The organism is Microvirga sp. GN3 (assembly GCF_055792825.1).
The window spans coordinates 1-19,296 of record NZ_JBVVAK010000001.1; the positions used below are offsets into that span (position 1 = coordinate 1).

Sequence of the window (19,296 nt, forward strand, 5' to 3'; positions counted from 1 at the left end):
GGCTCAACTCGACCATCTTGATCTCCTGTTCTGGAATTGCGCTTCAACAGCCGCAATCCTTCAAAACAGAAGCATCATCCGCATCCCCGGGCACCAAATGCCGCGTCAGCGGCTTCGTTCAATCATCTCTCTTCTTTGGTTCGCCGCATTTTTGACGGCGAACCGGGTCCACTTCGCCGAAAAATGCTCTAGGCGCTGACGATCTGCTCGGCCTTGTAGCCCTGCGCGTAGAGCAGCGCCGACAGATCCGCGTAGTCGATCCGCGCATGGGCTGCAGCGGCAACCGCGGGCTTGGCGTGGAAGGCAATGCCGAGTCCGGCTTCTCCCAGCATTGCGAGATCGTTGGCGCCGTCGCCCACGGCCATGGTCTCATGGTGGCCTAAGCCGAAGCGGGCGCGTAGCTCGATCAAGGTCGCGAGCTTCGCCTCGCGGCCCAGGATCGGCTCCTCGACTGTGCCGGCGAGCTTCTCGCCATTGAGGATTAGATGGTTGGAACGATGCTCGTCGAAACCGATTTTGGCGCCGATGGGGCCGGTGAACAGGGTGAAACCGCCGGAGACGAGGCAGGCATAGGCGCCGTTGGCGCGCATGGTCTGGACCAGCGCCCGGCCGCCGGGCGTAAGCGTAATGCGCTTCTCGATGATCTCGTCGACCACGTTGACCGGCAGGTTTTTCAACAGCGCCACGCGCTCGCGCAGGGCGGGCTCGAAGGCGATCTCGCCGCGCATGGCCCGTTCGGTAATCTCCGAGACTTCCTTTTTCAGTCCGACGTAATCAGCCAGTTCATCGATGCATTCCTGGCCGATCATGGTGGAATCCATATCCGCCAGGAACAGGCGCTTGCGGCGGGTGCCTAAGGGCTGCACCACGATGTCGATGGGCTGGCCGTCCAAGGCTTGGCGCAGAGTGTCTTCGACGGCTTTCGCCTCGGCCGGGAGCGGGACGATGAGATCCGCTGCGATTCCCCTTGCCAGGATGGAGCATTCCGTCTCTTGTCCAAGCGATGTTGCCGCCCGCGCCACGACCTCGTCCGTGACAACCGGTTGAGACGGGTTGGCGATGAGGGTCGCAACGAGGGAATTTTGGGAAGACGCCATTGGGGAACCTGGCTGTGAGTGGATTGAAGATCGGCGCGGTTCTCATCGCAGGGCCGACCGCATCAGGCAAGTCCGCATTGGGCATCAAGCTGGCTCAAGGACTCGATGGCGTAGTGATCAATGCCGATTCCATGCAGGTTTACCGCGACCTGCGGATCATCACGGCCCGGCCGACGCTCAAGGAGGAGTCAGAAGCTCCCCACCGGCTCTACGGCCATGTGGATGCCGCGGTGAACTTTTCCGTCGGGCGTTATGTGACCGACGCCCTCCAGGTCCTGAGTGAGGTCCAGGGACGAAAGCTCCCGATCTTCGTCGGCGGGACCGGGCTCTACTTCAAGGCTCTGACGGAGGGGCTGTCCGACATGCCGCCCGTTCCCGACGAGGTTCGCGAGCAGGTGCGCCGGGACAGCGAAGGGCTGGAAACGCCCGAGCTCCACCGCCTCCTGTCAGAGCGCGACCCCGAGACGGCTCGAACCTTGCGTCCCTCCGACCGCCTGCGCGTCCAGCGCGCTCTTGAGATCTTCGCGGCGACCGGCCAGCCACTCATCTCCTTCCATGGAGCCCGCCAGCCGGGACCTTTGGCTGACGCTTCAGTCGTCAAGCTCTTCCTTGCCCCCGACAGGGACGAGCTGCGCCGACGCATCGATACACGTTTCCTCGCCATGATGGAGCAAGGGGCGCTCGATGAGGTGCGTGCCCTGGGCGAGCGCAACCTTGATCCCATGCTCCCGGCCATGCGGGCCCACGGTGTCCCCGGACTTCTGGCCTATCTGCGTGGCGAGATCTCGCTCGATGAAGCCATCGCCAAAGGACAGGGCGATACGCGCCGCTATGCCAAGCGCCAGTTCACCTGGTTTCGCCACCAATTGCCCGATTGGCAATGGGTCGAGCCCGAGAAGGGGTTCGAGGCCGTGATGGCTCAGCTCAATGCCCCGGCGCGCCCGTGAACATCTGGTAGAAGGTGATGAAGATCTCGAACACGATCAGGAGGACGATGATCAGTTCGAGGCGCAAGGATCGCTCGGTGTCGATGATGTCGGTCAGGGCCTGGGCCGTGTCGCCGAGTACTTCGAGCTTGCGGTGGAGCGCCGTGGCGCGTTCCTTCAGCTCGTATTCGTCCTCCAGGCGGGCATAGAGGCGCTCGAGGTCCGGGCGGTCCCAGAGGACATCCGGCTTTTCCTCCACAGCGACGCCGCCTGACATGCGCTGCCGGACCAGAAGGGCTTGGCCGACCTGCTGGAGGATCCTGCGGCGGTCCCGGGGGCGTCGGCCCTTTTCGGCGAGGTGCTGGACGGATGGTTCCACCAGCTCGAAGGCGGCGGCGGCCTCCCGCTCGTCGCGGGCGAGGGTTGCGCTCTTGGATAAGGCGTCGGCGATGACGATCAGGCGCTCGGTGGAGAGCTGCTTGATATAGATCGGGCCTCCCGGCGGGATCTGGTCGTCCCGATCCGGCGAGATCTCGATGATCGCCGTCTCCTCCTCGTGGCGGGCGAACTCGCCCCGGATGCGCTGGCGCACGCTGCGGATGACCTCGTCCTCTTCCAGCGGTGTGAGGCCGACGAGAACGGCGACGCCGTATCGGAAGAGGGCGACGAAACCATCCTGACCGGCCCGGAAGGCAAGAGGGGTGGTGGAAAGCACGTCGCTGCGCTCCAGCCCCGCCACATCGAGGCGGTCGCCCAGGAGGAGGGCACGGGCCGTGAGGCGCAGGTTCTGTATCGGCGCTCCGGTCGAGGAGGTAGTCTCGGTCATCGTCATGGTCATACAACTAAAATAGGGGGCATAAGGTAGAAGCTAAGCAGCTCCGAGCCAAGTCGCCCCCGCTTGACCGAATGAAACGGATCGTTTAGCGTCGGCGCAACTTTTGAACCGAGAGCTGCCCACATGCGCAAGCTTATTCTCGTAGTACGAGCGCCATCGACGGAGCGGGATTGACCCGCAGGTCCGGCGATGGCGCACAGGCCCCCTCAGGGGCCTTTTTTATTGCCTAAATTCCAAGACAGTGATGCGAAAGACCCCAGGGAGCGAGTGAGATGAGCGAGACGATGACCGGAGCCGAAATGGTGATCCGAGCCCTGCAGGACCAGGGAGTCGAACATATCTTCGGTTATCCGGGCGGCGCGGTGCTTCCGATCTACGATGCGCTTTTCCACCAGGACAAGGTTCGCCATGTTCTCGTCCGCCATGAGCAGGGAGCTGTGCATGCGGCAGAAGGCTATGCCCGCTCCTCCGGAAAGCCGGGCGTCGTTCTGGTGACCTCCGGTCCCGGCGCCACCAACGCGATCACGGGGCTTGCCGATGCGATGATGGATTCGATCCCGCTGGTCTGCATCACCGGCCAGGTCCCGACCCATCTCATCGGCTCCGATGCCTTCCAGGAATGCGACACCGTCGGCATCACGCGCCACTGCACGAAGCACAACTACCTCGTCAAATCGATCGAGGACCTGCCGCGCGTCCTGCATGAAGCCTTCTACGTGGCGCAGAACGGCCGTCCGGGTCCGGTCGTCGTCGATCTGCCGAAGGATATTCAGTTCAAGACCGGTTCCTATGCACGGCCCTTGAGCAACCAGCACAAGACCTATCGCCCGATCGTCAAAGGCGACCTGGATCACATCCGCGCCGCCGTCGAGCTGATGGCCAATGCCAAGCGTCCGGTGTTCTATACCGGCGGCGGCGTGGTGAATTCGGGCCCGCATGCCGCGACGCTGCTGCGCGAACTCGTGCGGCTCACGGGCTTTCCCATCACCTCGACCCTGATGGGCCTTGGCGCCTATCCGGCCTCCGACAAGCAGTGGCTCGGCATGCTCGGCATGCACGGCACCTACGAGGCCAATCTGGCGATGCATGAATGCGACGTGATGATCAATATCGGGGCGCGCTTCGATGATCGCATCACGGGACGTCTCGATGCTTTCTCGCCGTTCTCCAAGCGCATCCACGTGGACATCGATCCGTCCTCCATCAACAAGACCGTGAAGGTGGACATTCCGATCGTCGGCGATTGCGCGCATGTGCTGGAAGACATGCTGCGCCTGTGGCGGCAGAACGCTCACCAGCCGGACAAGGCGGCTGTCACGGATTGGTGGACCAAGATCGAAGGCTGGCGCACACGCAATTGCCTGGCCTTCCGCAACTCTACCGAGACCATCAAGCCGCAATACGCGATCCAGCGTCTCTATGAACTGACCAAGGATCGCGATGTCTATATCACGACGGAAGTGGGACAGCATCAGATGTGGGCGGCCCAGTACTTCAGGTTCGAGGAACCGAACCGCTGGATGACCTCGGGCGGCCACGGTACGATGGGCTATGGCCTGCCTGCAGCCGTCGGCGCGCAGCTGGCACATCCAGATGCGCTGGTGATCGACATCGCCGGCGAAGCCTCGATTCAGATGATGCTGCAGGAAATGTCGACAGCCCTGCAATACAACCTGCCGCTCAAGGTCTTCATCCTCAACAACGAATATATGGGCATGGTGCGCCAGTGGCAGGAGCTGCTGCATGGCGGACGCTACTCGCACAGCTACTCGGAATCGCTGCCCGATTTCGTCAAGCTCGCCGAAGCCTATGGCGGCGTCGGCATCCGCTGCGACAAGCCCGGTGAACTCGACGCGAAGATCCTCGAGATGATCAACGTGAACCGCCCGGTCATCTTCGACTGCATCGTCGACAAAACCGAGAACTGCTTCCCGATGATCCCGTCGGGCAAGGCGCATAACGAGATGCTGCTCAACGACTATCTCGGCGAGACCGGAGCCGATATCGGCTCCGTGATCGACGAGAAGGGCAAGATGCTGGTTTGATGAGGATTTGAGATATGCCAACCCTCGTCATTGCCAATAAGTGCTATTCGTCCTGGTCTATGCGTCCCTGGCTGCTGATGAAGCAGCTTGGGATCGCGTTCGACGAGATCACCATTCCGCTCGACCTACCTGACACGAAGGTGAAGGTGCTCAAGCATTCGCCGGCCGGCAAGGTGCCGGTCCTGATCGATGGCGATGTGACCGTGTGGGAGTCTATCGCCATTATGGAATATGTCGGCGAGGCCTATGGTGCTCCCGTTTGGCCCGAGGATCGCAGGGCCCGTGCCATGGCACGCTCGATTGCGGCAGAAATGCATGCTGGGTTCACAGGCTTGCGCTCTGCATGCCCGATGAATCTCGGCAAGAAATACGCGCAGAAGGATCGCGGCGAAGCCGTTGCCCGTGATGTCGCCCGCTTCAGCGAGATCGTGCGCCAGGCGCGCGAGCGCTTCGGTGCTGGCAGGCCGTTTCTTTTCGGCACCTTTTCGGCCACCGATGCCATGTATGCGCCGCTCGTAACGCGTCTTGAGACCTATTCCATCGCGCTCGATGCCACCACCCGCGCTTATGTGGATGCGATCCTCTCGTTGCCCGCTTTCCAGGAATGGCGCTCCGCCGCCTTGAAGGAAGAATGGATCGTCGACGCCGACGAGGTTGATGAGGACGCCATCGAAAATTATCGCAAAGCGGCTTGAGAATTTAGAAAAATCGGGAAACCAGACCATGCTTCAGATGAAAACCCATTATCCCGATGCGACTCGTGTCGAGCCTGCGCATCGACACACACTCGCCATCGTTGTCGATAACGAGCCGGGCGTCCTTGCGCGCATCGCCGGCCTGTTCTCGGGCCGCGGCTACAACATCGAGAGCCTGACCGTCACCGAGACGGAGCACGAGGCGCATATCTCACGCATCACCATCGTGACGACGGGCACCGACAGCATCATCCAGCAGATCAAGAGCCAGTTGGAGCGCCTCGTGCCCGTGCACCGTGTCGTGGATCTCACACTCACCGGCGAAGCCGTCGAGCGCGAACTCTGCCTCGTGAAGGTGGTGGGCAAGGGCGATCACCGGGTGGAGGCGATGCGTCTCGCCTCGGCCTTCGGTGCCCGCACGATGGACGCGACGCTGACCTCCTTCGTCTACGAGTTGACCGGCACGACGGACGAGGTCGAGCGCTTCATCAAGCTGATGACAGCAGTCGGCCTCGTGGAGGTTTCCCGCACCGGCGTCGCAGCCATGGCGCGTGGCGCGGAAGGGATCATGTAAGGGTCAGCCCCTGAAGTCGTTCTCCTTCAGGAACGCTTCCTCCTCCGTCGTTGTCTCACGGCCGAGGATGGTGTTGCGGTGAGGGAAGCGGCCGAAGCGGGCGATGATCTCGTGATGGTGGCGTGCCCACTTGGAAGAGTCCTCGCCGAGGGCTTCGTTCAGGGCCACCGAGCGCTCCTGGTCCGCCAAGGACTCGGAGTGCATGAAGGGCAGGTAGAAGAAGCGGCGGAAATCGGGTTCCACCTGTCTGTCGAAGCCGCGCTCGATGGCACGGTCTGCGGCCATCAGGGCGACCGGGTCGGTTTTGTAGGTTTCGCGTTGTCCCCGGAACATGTTCCGGGGGAACTGGTCGAGGAGGAGGATGACGGCAAGCGCACCTTCCGGGATGAGTTCCCACTCGTTGAGATCGCCCCGCGCGGCGGCCTCATAGGTGGGCATGAAACGGTCGCGGCAGATCTGGTCGAAGGTTTCGTCCTTCGAGAACCACTTCTCCGGTCCGGCCTTGCGCCAGAACGTGACAACTTCGTCGGGAGTGGCAAGGCGCTGCATGCGGCGTCATCCTTCACGGTGGAGAATCGAGACGTCAATCTAGAGCATTGGAGAGAGGTTTGAACTCTCCAGGTTCTGATCGTTTGTCGGCAGAAATGGACAGACCCTTGCATTCAACGCAGGCGGGGTCCGCAGTTTTGCTACAAACGACAACTTGTCAGCGCAGTTTTATTCGCTAAAAGCGGCGCCTGATAAAACAAATGTTGCGCAATCCCTTTCCGGGACGGTGCTGCAGGGACGAGGACGGGGGAAAACCCCCTTTGAGATAAGGGACTTGAGGACCATGCGTGTCTATTACGATCGCGACGCCGACATCAATCTGATCAAGGGCAAGAAGGTTGCCATCGTCGGCTACGGCAGCCAGGGCCATGCCCATACCCTGAACCTGCGCGATTCCGGCGTGAAGGACATCGTCGTGGCGCTCCGCAAGGGCTCGCCCTCCGCGGCCAAGGCCGAGAAGGCTGGTCTCAAGGTCATGGAGGTGGCCGAGGCCGCCAAGTGGGCCGACGTGGTCATGATGCTGACCCCGGACGAGCTGCAGGCCGATATCTATCGCAACGAGCTTCACGACAACATGAAGCAGGGTGCGGCACTGCTCTTCGCCCACGGCCTCAACGTGCACTTCAACCTCATCGAACCCCGCAAGGACCTCGACGTGCTCATGGTCGCCCCGAAGGGCCCCGGCCACACGGTGCGTTCCGAGTATCAGCGCGGCGGCGGCGTGCCGACCCTGATCGCGATCCATCAGGACGCCACGGGCAACGCCCATGACGTCGCGCTGTCCTATGCCTCCGCCAATGGCGGCGGCCGCGCCGGCATCATCGAGACCACCTTCAAGGAAGAGTGCGAGACCGACCTGTTCGGCGAGCAGGTGGTGCTCTGCGGCGGTCTCGTCGAGCTCATCAAGGCGGGCTTCGAGACCCTGGTCGAGGCGGGTTATGCCCCCGAAATGGCCTATTTCGAATGCCTCCACGAGGTGAAGCTGATCGTCGACCTCATCTACGAGGGCGGCATCGCCAACATGAACTACTCGATCTCCAACACGGCCGAGTACGGCGAATACGTCACCGGCCCGCGCATCATCACGCCCGAGACCAAGGCCGAGATGAAGCGCGTTCTGGAGGACATCCAGAGCGGCAAGTTCACCCGCGACTGGATGCTCGAGAATAAGGTCAACCAGACCTCCTTCAAGGCGACCCGCGCCCGCAACGCCGCTCACCCCATCGAGGATGTCGGTTCCCGCCTGCGCGATATGATGCCGTGGATCAAGGAAAAGGCCCTGGTCGACAAGAGCCGGAACTAAGCCATTTTTTCGGGCGGCGCGGCCGGTCCGTGCCGTCCGCTTGAAGCCAAGCTGAATGCCGATTTGTCAGTTTGGCTCAACAGCGCTAGAGCATCGAAGGGATCCCTTCGATGCTCTTTTGTTGCGATGAGTGCCACGAGTCTGCTGAAAGAACTGTCGGAATTCGACCTGCCGTTATGGGCCGGACTGGATCCGGCTGCGCGCCTTGAGCTTCAGTCGAAATTGCAGCACATCATGCTTCCCGGCGGCGAAATTCTCTTCCGGGAGGGCGATCCGGCAGATACCGTCTACATGCTCGTCTCCGGCGCACTCGGCGTGTCGGTGCAGGGGAGCCATGGCGAGCAGCGGCGCATTTCCCGCATCGTCCCGCCTGAGACCATTGGCGAAATGGCTCTCATTTCCCATGCGCCTCGCTCGGCAACCGTGACAGCTCTCAGGGATTCTGTCCTACTCATGCTGGCCCGAGCGGATTTCGAGCACCTGATCGAGCGCTGGCCTTCCGTCACGCTCTATCTGTCGAAGCTGATGGCCGATCGCCTTCGCGCGGCGACACGCTTTACGCCCGCGACCTTTTCGCCAACGACCTTTGCCATCGTTCCCGTCACGCAGGGCGTAGCGGTCTCGGACTTCGCGCAAGCCTTTCTCGCGGAAATGCGACGCAGCCATGGGGCCGGAGTCGATCTGATCGCTGCCATGCCGACCCACGAGGACGAGACCTGGTTCTCCCGCTTCGAGGTGAGCCGCGAGCGCGTGATCTATGTCGCCCCGGAATCGTCGGGCGCCTGGACGGAGAGGTGCATCCGCCATGCCGACCATGTGGTGCTGCTGGCGCGCCCTGGCGAGCCGCTGACCTGCGAGGCCGAGGCGCTGACCGGTGCCATGTCGTCCTGGCGTCGTCACGACCTCGTTCTGCTGCAAAAACCGGATGCCACGCGACCTGCGCCGGCACATCCTTCGCTGCAGCGGCTTCCCGTCGATCAGCGCATTCAGGTGCGTGAGAAGAACCTGTCCGATCTTCAGCGGCTTATCCGCACCTCGAGTGGAAAGGCCATCGGCCTCGTTCTGGCCGGAGGAGGGGCGCGCGGCTTTGCGCATCTCGGCGCCATCAGGGCCCTGCGCGAACATGGCATCCCTATCGATCTTGTCGGTGGAACCAGCATCGGTGCCGTTATGGCAGCTATCTGTGCCATACAGGTTAGCCTCGACGAGGCCCGCGATCTCATGATGAAGGCCTTCGTTCGAAGCCCGCCGCTGAACGATTATACCCTGCCGCTCATCGCCCTGATCCGAGGCCTCAAGGTCGATGCACGGCTGATCGAGCATTTCGGCCAGCGCAATATCGAGGATCTCTGGCTGCCGTTCTTCTGTGTCTCTTCCAACCTGACCACGGGAACGACCCATGTGCATCGTCAGGGAACGCTCTGGAAGGCCTTGCGGGCAAGCCTCGCCATTCCCGGACTGCTTCCGCCCGTGGTCGAGCCGGAGGGCGTGCTCGTCGACGGAGCCATGATGAACAATCTGCCGGCCGATGTGATGGCCGACTTCCAGAGGGGGCCGGTGCTCGGCATCGATGTGGCGCGGGACGTCGCCTTCACCTCTCCAGGCGACGAAGAGAAGAAGGCACGATTGCTGCGCAGGATTCTAGGCTTGCCGGCCAACGCTCCGGACATCGTCAGCCTGCTCTATCGCTCGGCCACGATTTCCAGCGATGCCCAGACCCTGAAGGCACGCGCCCACGCCGCCCTCGTCATCCATCCCCCTCTCGCCGATGTGCCGCTAAGAGGCTGGGAGCAGTTCGAGAAGGTGGTCGAAATCGGTTACCGTCACACGCAGGAGCGCATCGAGGCAGGAGGGCTCGATGCATTCAGGATCACCTGAGATGGGCAGGCCGGGCCATTCAGCTCACAGGCGATGCCACGTCATAGCTGCGGCAGCTATCAGGAGGCCAAGGACGATGCCGAGCGTTTCCGAGCGATGCTTCCAGAACCGATAGATGGCGTAGGAGCAGGAAAGGGTCGCCAAGAGGCCTGCGAGATCCTGAGTGAGGTAGTTCACCCTCGTCGGACCCCGCAGCGGATCGGCGTCCTTCCAACTCTCCATCATCCAGAAGACTGAGAAGACAAGGCATACCATTCCCACGACGGAGGGCCACCATGCGGCCGGCAGGCCGGTTCTCAGCGGATCGATTGCCTCGGTCAGGGGCGCAACGGAATCAAGCTCTTCGAAAGAAGCGGGAGAAGGAAGAGTCACAACAAGGTTTCCGTGATGTTATATCTATTCTGTTAACATCACGGAGGGTTGCTGCCACCTCTGGAAACGGAGGGGAGTGGCGGCTCACTCGTGGGTGAGCCGCCGGATTTTACTGCTGATTGCCTTTCGTGTTCTGCGCTTTGTTGTTGCTCTGCTTGCCGGGGTCGACGCGGTTCTTCATCGTACCGCCCGAGCCGCGAATGTGATCGCCGGGATGCTTCTTGCTCTCGCCGGAATTGTCGCCGCTCATCTTGCCTTTGCCCATAGGTAACCTCCTTTGGTGTCGGGGGTTAATGAGCCCTGGGAGACCAGGTTCCCGGGCGATTGGTCCTACCAGGGCAAGTGATGAACGAGGCTCGCCCCGGGCCCGAGGACGAGGAAGGCCCAGGCGGATGCCGATGCCATGTTGGCCGCCTGGAACAGCACCGGTGGCATCAGGAAGATGCCGGCAATGAGGGCGATTACGGCACGGATCGGGCCGATGAAGCGTCCGAGAAACACAGCCCAGGGGCCGAAGCGCTGGAAGAAATCTTCTCCCCGCGCGATTAGCTTGGGACTGCGCGACAGAGGCCAACTCTCATAGGCGGCCTTCTTGTAGCGCCGGCCGATGGCATAGGAGACCCAGTTTCCGAGATAGGCGCCGCAGGCTGCTCCCGCCCAAATCTGCCAGAAGGGAATATCGGCCGCAGCGAGCACGAAACCGACGGTGATCAGGATCGCCGTGGTCGGCAGCAGCAGGGAGACGAAGGCAAGCGACTCGGCAAAGGTCATGAGGCTGAGCACCAGGGGGGCAAAGGCCTGATGGGTCTGCACGAATTCGACAATGCTGGTCTTCAGAAACTCGATATCCATGGTACCGATGGAGGTCCTGTTGCGGCTAGGATTGGTCAATACGAGGCATCTCGGAAAGAACCAACTGCCTTCGTGATGAATGAGATCACATCAGGCAATTTGAAGCGGGGCGTTTGTTGCGCTAACCGAAGGGCGAAAGGGGCCAGAACCATGAACGTTCTCTCGATCCAATCCCATGTCGCCTACGGTCATGTGGGCAATGCCTCCGCCGTGTTTCCGATGCAGCGCCTCGGCGTCGAGGTCTGGCCCATTCATACGGTGCAGTTCTCCAACCATACTGGCTACGGCTCCTGGAAAGGTCGCGTCTTCGATGGGCCTGCCATCGAGGATCTCGTGGAGGGCATCGCGGAGCGTGGCATGCTCGAGCGCTGCAATGGCGTTCTCTCAGGCTATATGGGCTCCGCCGATATAGGCAACGCGATCCTCTCCGCAGTGGCGTGGGTGCGGGAGCTCAATCCGGATGCGCTCTATTGTTGCGATCCGGTGATCGGTGACGTGGGGCGCGGCGTGTTCGTGCGACCCGGCATTCCGGAATTCATGCGCGAGCAGGCGGTGCCTGCCGCCGACATCATTACACCGAACCAGTTCGAGCTCGACTACCTGTCCGGTCTGACAACACAGGCCCTGGACGATGTGAAACAGGCGATCTCGCTTATGCAAGCCATGGGCCCCAAGGTCATGCTCGTGACCTCGGTCGAGACGAAGGAAACGCCCGCCGACAGCGTCGATCTCGTCGCGGGTGAAGGCGGACGCTTCTGGCGCGTGCGGACGCCGAAGCTGTCGCTCTCCGTCAACGGGGCGGGGGACGCCATCGCGGCGCTCTTCTTCGTTCATTATGCCCGCTCGCACTCAGCCCCGAAGGCGCTGGCCGAAGCTTCGGCCTCTGTCTACGGCCTGCTCAAGCGTACCGAAGAGGCGGGCTCCCGCGAGATTCTGACCATCGCAGCGCAGGATGAGTTCGTCTCGCCCACCCACCGTTTCGAGGCCGAAGAAGTCTAGGTCGATTCCGCTCCTCTGGGCTTGATTCGGCGAAGCCGACATGAGGAGCCAATAGGTCGAAGGGCGAAGCCGACCTGCCTTGCGATCCCTCTTCAGGCGGTCCTAGAATGCCGCCCGAAAGAGGGACCATGAGGATCGGAATGGATCAGGCAACCTCCCTTGCGGCGGTGGCGCTCAACGATGTCGCCATCACGTTCGGGCCGAAAGTGGGTGGTTACACGGCCGTCAGCGGAATCGATCTCTCCGTTCGCCCAGGCGAATTCGTCGCGATCGTCGGCCCGACGGGCTCGGGCAAGTCGACGATCCTGAATGCGGCGGCTGGCCTGCTGAAGCCCTCGGAGGGGCGGGTCAGGATCTTCGGCAACGATCTTTCCAGCCTCAATTTGCGCTCCGGCTATCTCTTCCAGCAGGACGCGCTGATGCCGTGGAAGACGGCTCTCGACAATGTGGCTGTCGCTCTTGAGTCGAAGGGTGTTGCGCACCGTGATGCTTTGCAGCGTGCAAGGGACTGGCTCGGACGTGTCGGGCTTAAGGCCTTTGTCGACCGCTATCCGCACATGCTCTCCGGCGGCCAGCGCAAGCGCGTGGCGCTGGCTCAGGTTCTGATCCGCGATCCCGAGATTTTGCTGATGGACGAGCCCTTCGGGCCACTCGATGCGCAGACGCGGCAGATCATGGGCAATCTGCTTTTGAGTTTGTGGGCCGCGGACCGCAAGGCGGTGATGTTCGTCACGCATGATCTGGAAGAGGCGATTGCCCTGGCCGACCGTGTGGTTCTGATGTCGGCAGGGCCGGCCGCGCGGATCATCGGTGATTTCCCCGTGGCGTTGCCGCGACCTCGCGACATTGCGGAAGTCCGGCTGGAGCCGACGTTCCACCACATCCATAAGGAGATCTGGGCAAGCCTGCGTACCGAGGTTCAGAAGGCTTATAGCCAGGGGGAGGGGACCTGATGCCACGCCTGAAACTGACCGTTCTCCAGATTGGCGTGGGCCTGATCTTCCTTCTGCTGTGGCATGTGCTGACCGTCTATCCGATCTCAGGAACGCCTAAGCAGGTTCAGTTCTTCTTCTCGACGCCGCTCGACGTTCTCAAACGGTGCTGGACCCTCTTCGCCAGCGGAGAGATCTGGGGCCATCTCTGGATCACGTTGGTCGAGACTATCCTGGCCTTTCTGATCGGCGCAGGCGGCGGCATCATCTTCGGATTCCTCTTCGCGCGAAAGGAACTGCTCGCCGCGATCTTCGATCCTTACATCAAGGCGGCGAATGCGCTGCCGCGCGTTGTGCTCGCCCCGATCTTCGCGCTATGGTTCGGGCTCGGCATCTGGTCGAAGGTGGCGCTTGGCTTCACGCTCGTATTCTTCATCGTGTTCTTCAATGTCTATCAGGGCGTTCGCGAAGTCTCGCCGGTCGTCCTCGCCAATGCCCGCATGCTCGGCATGAACGAACGCCAATTACTTCGGCACGTCTATTGGCCTTCCGCGCTGACCTGGGTGTTCTCGTCGCTTCATACGTCAGTGGGTTTCGCGCTCGTCGGTGCCGTCGTCGGCGAATATCTCGGGTCTTCCGCCGGACTCGGCTACAAGATCCACGAGGCGGAGAGCGTCTTCGACGTGACGGGCGTTTTCGCCGGCATGCTGATCCTTTCCGTCTTCGTCATTCTTATCGACATGCTCGTGACGCGAATCGAAAACCGCTTCCTGGTTTGGCGGCCGCAAGCCTCTCTGGCTGCACGAACCTAGGATGAAAACGACCCAATCAAAACAGGGAGAAACGCCATGGAACGCCGTACATTTCTGAAGACCGCAGGAGCCCTTGGACTCTCGGCGGCTTTTGGAACGAAGGCCTTTGCGCAGGGAGCGCCGGAAAAGGCGAAAGTGACGCTCGGCGTCGGCGGCAAGCCGTTGCTCTATTATTTGCCGCTCACCATCGCCGAGCGGCGGGGTTTCTTCAAGGAGCAGGGCCTCGAGGTCGAGATCAATGATTTCGGCGGTGGTGCGAAGTCGCTCCAAGCGCTTATCGGCGGCTCCGTCGACGTGGTGACCGGAGCCTACGAGCACACGATCCGCATGCAGGCCAAGGGACAGGACGTGGTCGCCGTCACGGAGCTCGGACGCTTCCCGGCGATCGTGATTGCGGTGAAGAAGGACAAGGCTGGGCAGATCAAGTCGGCCGCGGATTTCAAGGGTCTCAAGATCGGCGTTACCGCTCCAGGATCATCAACCGCGCTCACTGCGCAGTATGCCATGGTGAAAGCGGGCCTGAAGCCATCCGATGCGGCCATCATCGGCGTCGGTTCCGGAGCCAGTGCGGTGGCCGCGATGAAGAAGGGCGAGATCGACGTGATCTCCCACCTCGATCCGGTCATCGCCAAACTCGAGGCCGATGGAGACATTCAGATTCTCATCGATACCCGCACCGAAGCCGGAACCCGCCAGCTCTTCGGCGGCTCGAACCCGGCGGCGACGCTCTACATGAGGAAGGATTTCATTGAGAAAAATCCGCAGACCACGCAGCGCCTCGTCAACGCATTCGTGAAGAGCCTGAAGTGGATCCAGAGTGCGAAGCCTGAGGATATCGCCGCCACGGTGCCGGAGGAATATTACCTGGGTGACAAGCCACTCTACCTCAAGGCCGTGCAGAACTCGCTCGAGAGCTATTCGCGCGACGGCATCATTCAGACGAGCGGCATGCAGAGCGTGCTCGATATGCTGCGCCAGCTCGATCCCGAGCTGAAGGATGCCAAGGTCGATCTCGCTGCGACCTTCAACGACCGCTTCGTGCGGCAGGCTGCGATATAAGCCGGAAGGCTTTCGGAAAGATGTCGCCGGCATGCCACCTGTGCCGGCGACATGGTTTTGCCTCTGCACCGGCAGCGCGCCCGCTCGGTTGACAGAAGGGCGCCTGACGGTACCTCATCCGGTGTTGAAGAATCGGTGTTCTCGTATCCCCGAAGGCTCCCGAAGAGGTCTGCTCCGCATGTCCCGTCGCTTTGTCACCCTCGATGTCTTTACGGGCGAGCGCTTCGCCGGAAATCCTCTTGCCGTCGTCCTGGAGGCGGACGGGCTGGATACGGCCGGAATGCAGCGGATTGCGAAGGAGTTCAATCTCTCCGAGACCGTCTTCGTTTTCCCGCCCTCCGAGCCGCGCCAGCGGGCCGATATTCGTATTTTCACGCCTGCCCGTGAATTGCCTTTCGCCGGCCATCCCACCGTCGGAACGGCAGTGCTCCTGGCCATTCTCGATCAGAACGGCGAGCCGGGTGCCGTCGTATTCGGGCTGAAGGAGCAGGTCGGGATCGTTCCCTGTGTCGTCGATGTGGTGGACGGGACGAGCGGTTCGGCTCGGTTCCGCCTGCCGCGCCTGCCCTTCGTCTGGGGCGAGGGCAAGGAGACCAAGGACTGTGCATGGGCGCTCGGCCTCGACCCGACGGAGATCGGCTTCGGCCAGCATATTCCGAGCCGCCATTCGGCTGGCGTAGCCTACGATCTCGTGCCGGTCTCGTCCTTCGAGGCCCTGGCACGCTCCAAGCCGCAAGGCGAGGCCTTCGATAAGACATTCAACGACAGCGATCATCCGGCAGCTTATGTCTATGCCCGCGTTCCCGATGCGGAGGGCCTGAGGTTTCGCGCACGCATGTATGGTCCCGGTATGGGCGTCGCCGAAGACCCGGCCACCGGCTCTGCCGCGGCGGCCTTTGCGGGCGCCCTCATGCAATGCGAACCCCTGGGCGATGGCGAGCACAACATCATCATTGAGCAGGGCGTCGAGATGGGCCGCCCGAGCGAGATCTCCCTGCAGATGACGATCAAGGGTGGGGCGTTGGTCTCAGCCGAGATCGGCGGAAAGGCCGTGATGGTGAGCCGCGGCGAGATCCTCGCATGAACCGTGAGCCCCAGATCCGACGCGTCACCCGTGTCGAAGCATCCTATCGTCCGCTGGATTGGGAATGGCCCAAGCATAACCGGGAATTTATCGCGGAGAACTGGAAGCGCCGCACGGCGGGCAAGCCGCAGATGTTCAACGGGCGGGTGCTTCTGCTCCAGGATGTCGCGTTCGAGCAGGATCTGTGCCGCAGCACCTATTTCGAGGTCGATTACGCGGATTTCGTCGCCTGGATCGACAAGGGCTATCCGGACCCCGCCATCGCCAACGGCTTCGCCATGGGCGCGTTGCGCGGTTCCGACGGAGCTTTCATCTGCGGGGTCATGGGGAACGGCACGACGAATGCGGGCCGGGTCTATTTCCCCGCTGGGACGCCGGATCGCGAGGATCTGAGGTCGGACGGTTCCGTCGACCTTGCAGGAAGCCTCATTCGCGAACTTGAAGAAGAGACAGGTCTTTCCGAGAGCGACTACCATGTGGACGACGAGTGGATCATCGTCCAGCGCTGGCCGACCATCGCGCTCCTGCGGATGGTGACGCTGCCGGTCATGGCAGAGGAGGGCGCGGCGAAGATCCGCGCCAACATCGCGGCCCAGCACGAACCTGAATTGCAGGATGTGCGCATTGTCCGCGGGAAAGAGGATATCGATCCGGAACGGATGCCGCTCTTCCTGCAATCCTTCTTTGCGTGGATGTTCGATCAGAGATAGCCGTGGCGGGATTTCGTGGCGTTGACCATGCGCACGGCTTCCGCATCGCGCCCGGCCGCGCAGGCGATCTCCGCTTGACCGATCTCCCGGTCGACCCGGTTATAAACCGACTGGTTCACATGCCCCATGGCAAGATCGTTGCTCATCACGGCGCGGTAGCGGTCGATCTCGCCCTTGCAGCCCGATCCTTCGGGCATGCGAAAGCTGGGCGGCGTGATGCTGGTGCTCGCGGGGGTAGGGGCTGAGGCGGTCTGATTGCAGGCGGCCAGCGGCAGCGCCAGCAATCCCGTCAGACAGAGGGAACGGATCGCTGTTCTCATGGAAACACTCCTGGAGACGTAGAAGCGAGGAATAAAGGCCAAGCTTCATCCGATCTTGAGCAGTTTGGAGAGAGGCCAGCCCTGCCGAGCTTCGAGTTATAACCCATACGATAGTCGAGCTTTGTCTTTTCGTTTGTTTCAACGGCTTGCCATCTTACAGAAGCCCCGTTACAAACGGGCCCGTTGTTCGCGGCTTCATGCCCGCGGCCGAGGAGGATTTGGGCAGCGATGATCATCGGCTCCCACAGCGCATCGATGAAAGGCTCCGCTCCTGCGGCCGATCGTGCGCGTCTTCTTGGCCTCCTTCTCCTTAGCTGCCCCTGAGGGTCGGCTGGGCGTTGCCGCCTGGGCTCTCAGGGGTTCTGGACCAGCAGAAACAACCTTGAGCGCCGAGGCCCATATCCCAAGGCCCGCTCCCTCCGAGAAGGACTAGACTAATGACCGCTTCCGTATCCGGCTCCTCCAAGGACCGCGTTCTGATCTTCGACACGACCCTGCGCGACGGCGAGCAATGCCCTGGCGCGACCATGACCCTGGAGGAGAAGCTCGAGGTTGCGGAACTGCTCGACACCATGGGTGTCGACATCATCGAAGCTGGCTTTCCCATCGCTTCCAATGGCGATTTCGAGGCGGTTTCGCTCATCGCCAAGCAGGTCAAGCGGGCAACTGTCGCCGGACTCGCCCGCGCCATTTCTGCCGATATCGCCCGGGCCGGCGAAGCGGTGCGTCATGCAGTCCGTCCCCGCATCCACACCTTCGTCTCCACCTCGCCGATTCATCTGGCGCACCAGATGCGCAAGTCGGAGGAAGAGGTTCTGGAGATCATCACCAACACGGTGACCCAGGCACGCAACCTGGTCGAGGACATCGAGTGGTCCGCCATGGACGCCACCCGTACTCCCATCGACTACCTGTGCCGCTGTGTCGAGGCTGCCATCAAGGCTGGCGCCACCACCATCAACCTGCCCGACACGGTGGGCTATGCGACGCCCGACGAATATCGCGCCATGTTCCGGGCCGTGCGCGAGCGTGTGCCGAATGCCGACAAGGCGATTTTCTCCGCGCATTGCCACAACGATCTCGGCCTTGCGGTCGCCAATTCCCTGGCTGCGCTGGAAGGCGGCGCCCGACAGATCGAGTGCACCCTCAACGGCATCGGCGAACGGGCGGGCAATGCGGCCCTGGAAGAGATCGTCATGGCGATCAAGACCCGCGGCGACGTGCTGCCCTATGAGACCGGCATCGAGGCCACCATGCTGACCCGGGCCTCAAAGCTGGCCTCCGCTGCCACCTCGTTCCCGGTGCAGTACAACAAGGCCATCGTCGGACGGAACGCTTTCGCCCATGAGAGCGGCATCCACCAGGACGGCATGCTGAAGAATGCCCAGACCTATGAGATCATGACGCCGGAAAGCGTCGGCGTGTCCAAGACCTCTCTGGTCATGGGCAAGCATTCGGGCCGCGCGGCCTTCCGCAACAAGCTGGAGGAACTGGGCTACAGCCTCTCCGACAACCAGTTCCAGGATGCCTTCGAGCGGTTCAAGGAACTCGCCGACCGCAAGAAGCACGTCTATGACGAAGACATCGAGGCCCTGGTCGACCAGAACATCGCCATGGCCCATGACCGCATCAAGCTGGTCTCGCTCCACATCGTCGCCGGAACCCGCGGACCGCAGCGCGCCACCATGCGGCTCCAGGTCGACGACAAGATCGTCATCGAGGAGCAGGAGGGCAACGGCCCGGTGGATGCCACCTTCAACGCCATCAAGGCCCTGGTGCCCCACGAGGCGGTTCTGGAGCTCTATCAGGTTCACGCGGTGACCGAGGGCACGGACGCCCAGGCCGAGGTCTCGGTGCGCCTCTCCGCCGACAACCGCAGCGTGACCTCCCGCGCGGCCGATCCGGACACCCTGGTGGCCTCAGCCCAGGCCTATCTCGGCGCCCTCAACAAACTCATGAGCCGAGGAGCTCGTCTCCACGCCCAGCACGCGGCGGAGTAACATTCCTTCATCCTGATGCATCCCCGGTTCGCGCCGGGGGTGTATTGCTATCGGCAAAGCTTCAGATTGCGGGCGCTTCCGCTGGCGGTTCGAACCTGTCTGAGAAATGGCCGCGCGCAGCTTGGCCGTGAGTGCGGTTAGATCCGCTCAAGCTGCTCAAAGATTATCTTGAAGAGATTGGTGGGTGTGCAAGGATTCGAACCTTGGACCCGCTGATTAAGAGTCAGCTGCTCTACCAACTGAGCTACACACCC

Annotated in this window: 20 protein-coding genes and 1 tRNA gene; 13 read left to right on the forward strand and 8 right to left on the reverse strand. The window is 62.0% G+C overall.

Annotated elements, in window-relative coordinates:
• Positions 1 to 188 precede the first annotated feature (188 nt).
• Positions 189 to 1,097 carry a phosphoserine phosphatase SerB gene (gene serB, locus ACS5Q1_RS00005; protein ID WP_473096268.1) on the reverse strand — a complete coding sequence of 303 codons (909 nt, stop codon included), beginning with the start codon at positions 1,095 to 1,097 and terminating at the stop codon, positions 189 to 191.
• Between the two features lie 14 nt (positions 1,098 to 1,111).
• Here serB and miaA point away from each other — a divergent pair, with 14 nt between their 5' ends.
• Entirely contained in the window at positions 1,112 to 2,044 is a 933-nt protein-coding gene (miaA, locus tag ACS5Q1_RS00010; RefSeq protein ID WP_473096269.1) for a tRNA (adenosine(37)-N6)-dimethylallyltransferase MiaA, read from the forward strand.
• Here the strand turns inward: miaA and ACS5Q1_RS00015 are convergent.
• Positions 2,022 to 2,849, reverse strand: a complete 828-nt coding sequence (locus ACS5Q1_RS00015) for an RMD1 family protein (RefSeq protein ID WP_473096270.1) — start codon at positions 2,847 to 2,849, stop codon at positions 2,022 to 2,024. The two genes, miaA and ACS5Q1_RS00015, sit on opposite strands and share 23 nt — an antisense overlap.
• A 281-nt stretch (positions 2,850 to 3,130) precedes the next feature.
• Between ACS5Q1_RS00015 and ACS5Q1_RS00020 the strand changes: the two genes are divergently transcribed.
• From ACS5Q1_RS00020 to ilvN, 3 genes are read left to right on the forward strand one after another with little or no spacing between them, the layout of a single operon-like run.
• On the forward strand, positions 3,131 to 4,903 hold the full coding sequence (locus tag ACS5Q1_RS00020) for an acetolactate synthase 3 large subunit (protein ID WP_473096271.1): 1,773 nt from the start codon (positions 3,131 to 3,133) through the stop codon (positions 4,901 to 4,903).
• 14 nt (positions 4,904 to 4,917) lie between these two features.
• Positions 4,918 to 5,598 carry a glutathione S-transferase family protein gene (locus tag ACS5Q1_RS00025; RefSeq protein ID WP_473096272.1) on the forward strand — a complete coding sequence of 227 codons (681 nt, stop codon included), beginning with the start codon at positions 4,918 to 4,920 and terminating at the stop codon, positions 5,596 to 5,598.
• Between the two features lie 28 nt (positions 5,599 to 5,626).
• Positions 5,627 to 6,172, forward strand: a complete 546-nt coding sequence (gene ilvN, locus ACS5Q1_RS00030; protein ID WP_203443115.1) for an acetolactate synthase small subunit — start codon at positions 5,627 to 5,629, stop codon at positions 6,170 to 6,172.
• A 3-nt stretch (positions 6,173 to 6,175) separates the two neighbouring features.
• Here the strand turns inward: ilvN and ACS5Q1_RS00035 are convergent, their stop codons facing one another.
• Entirely contained in the window at positions 6,176 to 6,721 is a 546-nt protein-coding gene (locus ACS5Q1_RS00035; RefSeq protein WP_473096273.1) for a DUF924 family protein, read from the reverse strand.
• A 283-nt stretch (positions 6,722 to 7,004) separates the two neighbouring features.
• On the opposite strand from ACS5Q1_RS00035, the gene ilvC reads away from it, so the two are divergent.
• Entirely contained in the window at positions 7,005 to 8,024 is a 1,020-nt protein-coding gene (ilvC, locus tag ACS5Q1_RS00040) for a ketol-acid reductoisomerase (RefSeq protein WP_203443117.1), read from the forward strand.
• A 126-nt stretch (positions 8,025 to 8,150) separates the two neighbouring features.
• A complete protein-coding gene (locus ACS5Q1_RS00045) occupies positions 8,151 to 9,902 on the forward strand; it encodes a patatin-like phospholipase family protein (RefSeq protein WP_473096274.1) in 1,752 nt (583 codons plus the stop codon).
• Between the two features lie 24 nt (positions 9,903 to 9,926).
• On the opposite strand, the gene ACS5Q1_RS00050 is transcribed toward ACS5Q1_RS00045, so the two are convergent.
• From ACS5Q1_RS00050 to ACS5Q1_RS00060, 3 genes are all read right to left on the reverse strand, one after another.
• Positions 9,927 to 10,274, reverse strand: coding sequence for a hypothetical protein (locus ACS5Q1_RS00050; RefSeq protein ID WP_473096275.1), 348 nt, complete (start codon positions 10,272 to 10,274; stop codon positions 9,927 to 9,929).
• A gap of 109 nt (positions 10,275 to 10,383) precedes the next feature.
• Positions 10,384 to 10,539, reverse strand: coding sequence for a hypothetical protein (locus ACS5Q1_RS00055; RefSeq protein WP_203443119.1), 156 nt, complete (start codon positions 10,537 to 10,539; stop codon positions 10,384 to 10,386).
• Between the two features lie 65 nt (positions 10,540 to 10,604).
• On the reverse strand, positions 10,605 to 11,126 hold the full coding sequence (locus tag ACS5Q1_RS00060) for a DedA family protein (protein ID WP_473096276.1): 522 nt from the start codon (positions 11,124 to 11,126) through the stop codon (positions 10,605 to 10,607).
• Between the two features lie 150 nt (positions 11,127 to 11,276).
• Between ACS5Q1_RS00060 and pdxY the strand changes: the two genes are divergently transcribed.
• The 6 genes from pdxY to ACS5Q1_RS00090 all read left to right on the forward strand — a co-directional run bounded on the left by pdxY (position 11,277) and on the right by ACS5Q1_RS00090 (position 16,722).
• Positions 11,277 to 12,125, forward strand: coding sequence for a pyridoxal kinase PdxY (gene pdxY / locus ACS5Q1_RS00065; RefSeq protein ID WP_473096277.1), 849 nt, complete (start codon positions 11,277 to 11,279; stop codon positions 12,123 to 12,125).
• A gap of 140 nt (positions 12,126 to 12,265) precedes the next feature.
• Positions 12,266 to 13,078, forward strand: a complete 813-nt coding sequence (locus ACS5Q1_RS00070; RefSeq protein WP_203443122.1) for an ABC transporter ATP-binding protein — start codon at positions 12,266 to 12,268, stop codon at positions 13,076 to 13,078.
• Complete coding sequence (locus ACS5Q1_RS00075; RefSeq protein ID WP_203443123.1) at positions 13,078 to 13,869, forward strand: ABC transporter permease; 792 nt, start codon at positions 13,078 to 13,080, stop codon at positions 13,867 to 13,869. The genes ACS5Q1_RS00070 and ACS5Q1_RS00075 overlap by 1 nt, the downstream gene beginning before the upstream one ends.
• A gap of 36 nt (positions 13,870 to 13,905) precedes the next feature.
• Positions 13,906 to 14,928 carry an ABC transporter substrate-binding protein gene (locus tag ACS5Q1_RS00080; protein WP_473096278.1) on the forward strand — a complete coding sequence of 341 codons (1,023 nt, stop codon included), beginning with the start codon at positions 13,906 to 13,908 and terminating at the stop codon, positions 14,926 to 14,928.
• 178 nt (positions 14,929 to 15,106) lie between these two features.
• Positions 15,107 to 16,012, forward strand: coding sequence for a PhzF family phenazine biosynthesis protein (locus ACS5Q1_RS00085; protein ID WP_473096279.1), 906 nt, complete (start codon positions 15,107 to 15,109; stop codon positions 16,010 to 16,012).
• A complete protein-coding gene (locus tag ACS5Q1_RS00090; protein ID WP_473096280.1) occupies positions 16,009 to 16,722 on the forward strand; it encodes an NUDIX hydrolase in 714 nt (237 codons plus the stop codon). Before ACS5Q1_RS00085 ends, ACS5Q1_RS00090 begins: the two co-directional genes overlap by 4 nt.
• Here ACS5Q1_RS00090 and ACS5Q1_RS00095 read toward each other — a convergent pair.
• A complete protein-coding gene (locus tag ACS5Q1_RS00095; protein ID WP_473096281.1) occupies positions 16,713 to 17,042 on the reverse strand; it encodes a hypothetical protein in 330 nt (109 codons plus the stop codon). The two genes, ACS5Q1_RS00090 and ACS5Q1_RS00095, sit on opposite strands and share 10 nt — an antisense overlap.
• Before the next feature lie 437 nt (positions 17,043 to 17,479).
• On the opposite strand from ACS5Q1_RS00095, the gene ACS5Q1_RS00100 reads away from it, so the two are divergent.
• Positions 17,480 to 19,042: a 2-isopropylmalate synthase gene (locus tag ACS5Q1_RS00100; protein ID WP_473096282.1), complete on the forward strand. Its 1,563-nt coding sequence runs from the start codon at positions 17,480 to 17,482 to the stop codon at positions 19,040 to 19,042.
• 178 nt (positions 19,043 to 19,220) lie between these two features.
• Here ACS5Q1_RS00100 and ACS5Q1_RS00105 read toward each other — a convergent pair.
• Positions 19,221 to 19,296: transfer RNA gene (locus tag ACS5Q1_RS00105), tRNA-Lys, on the reverse strand.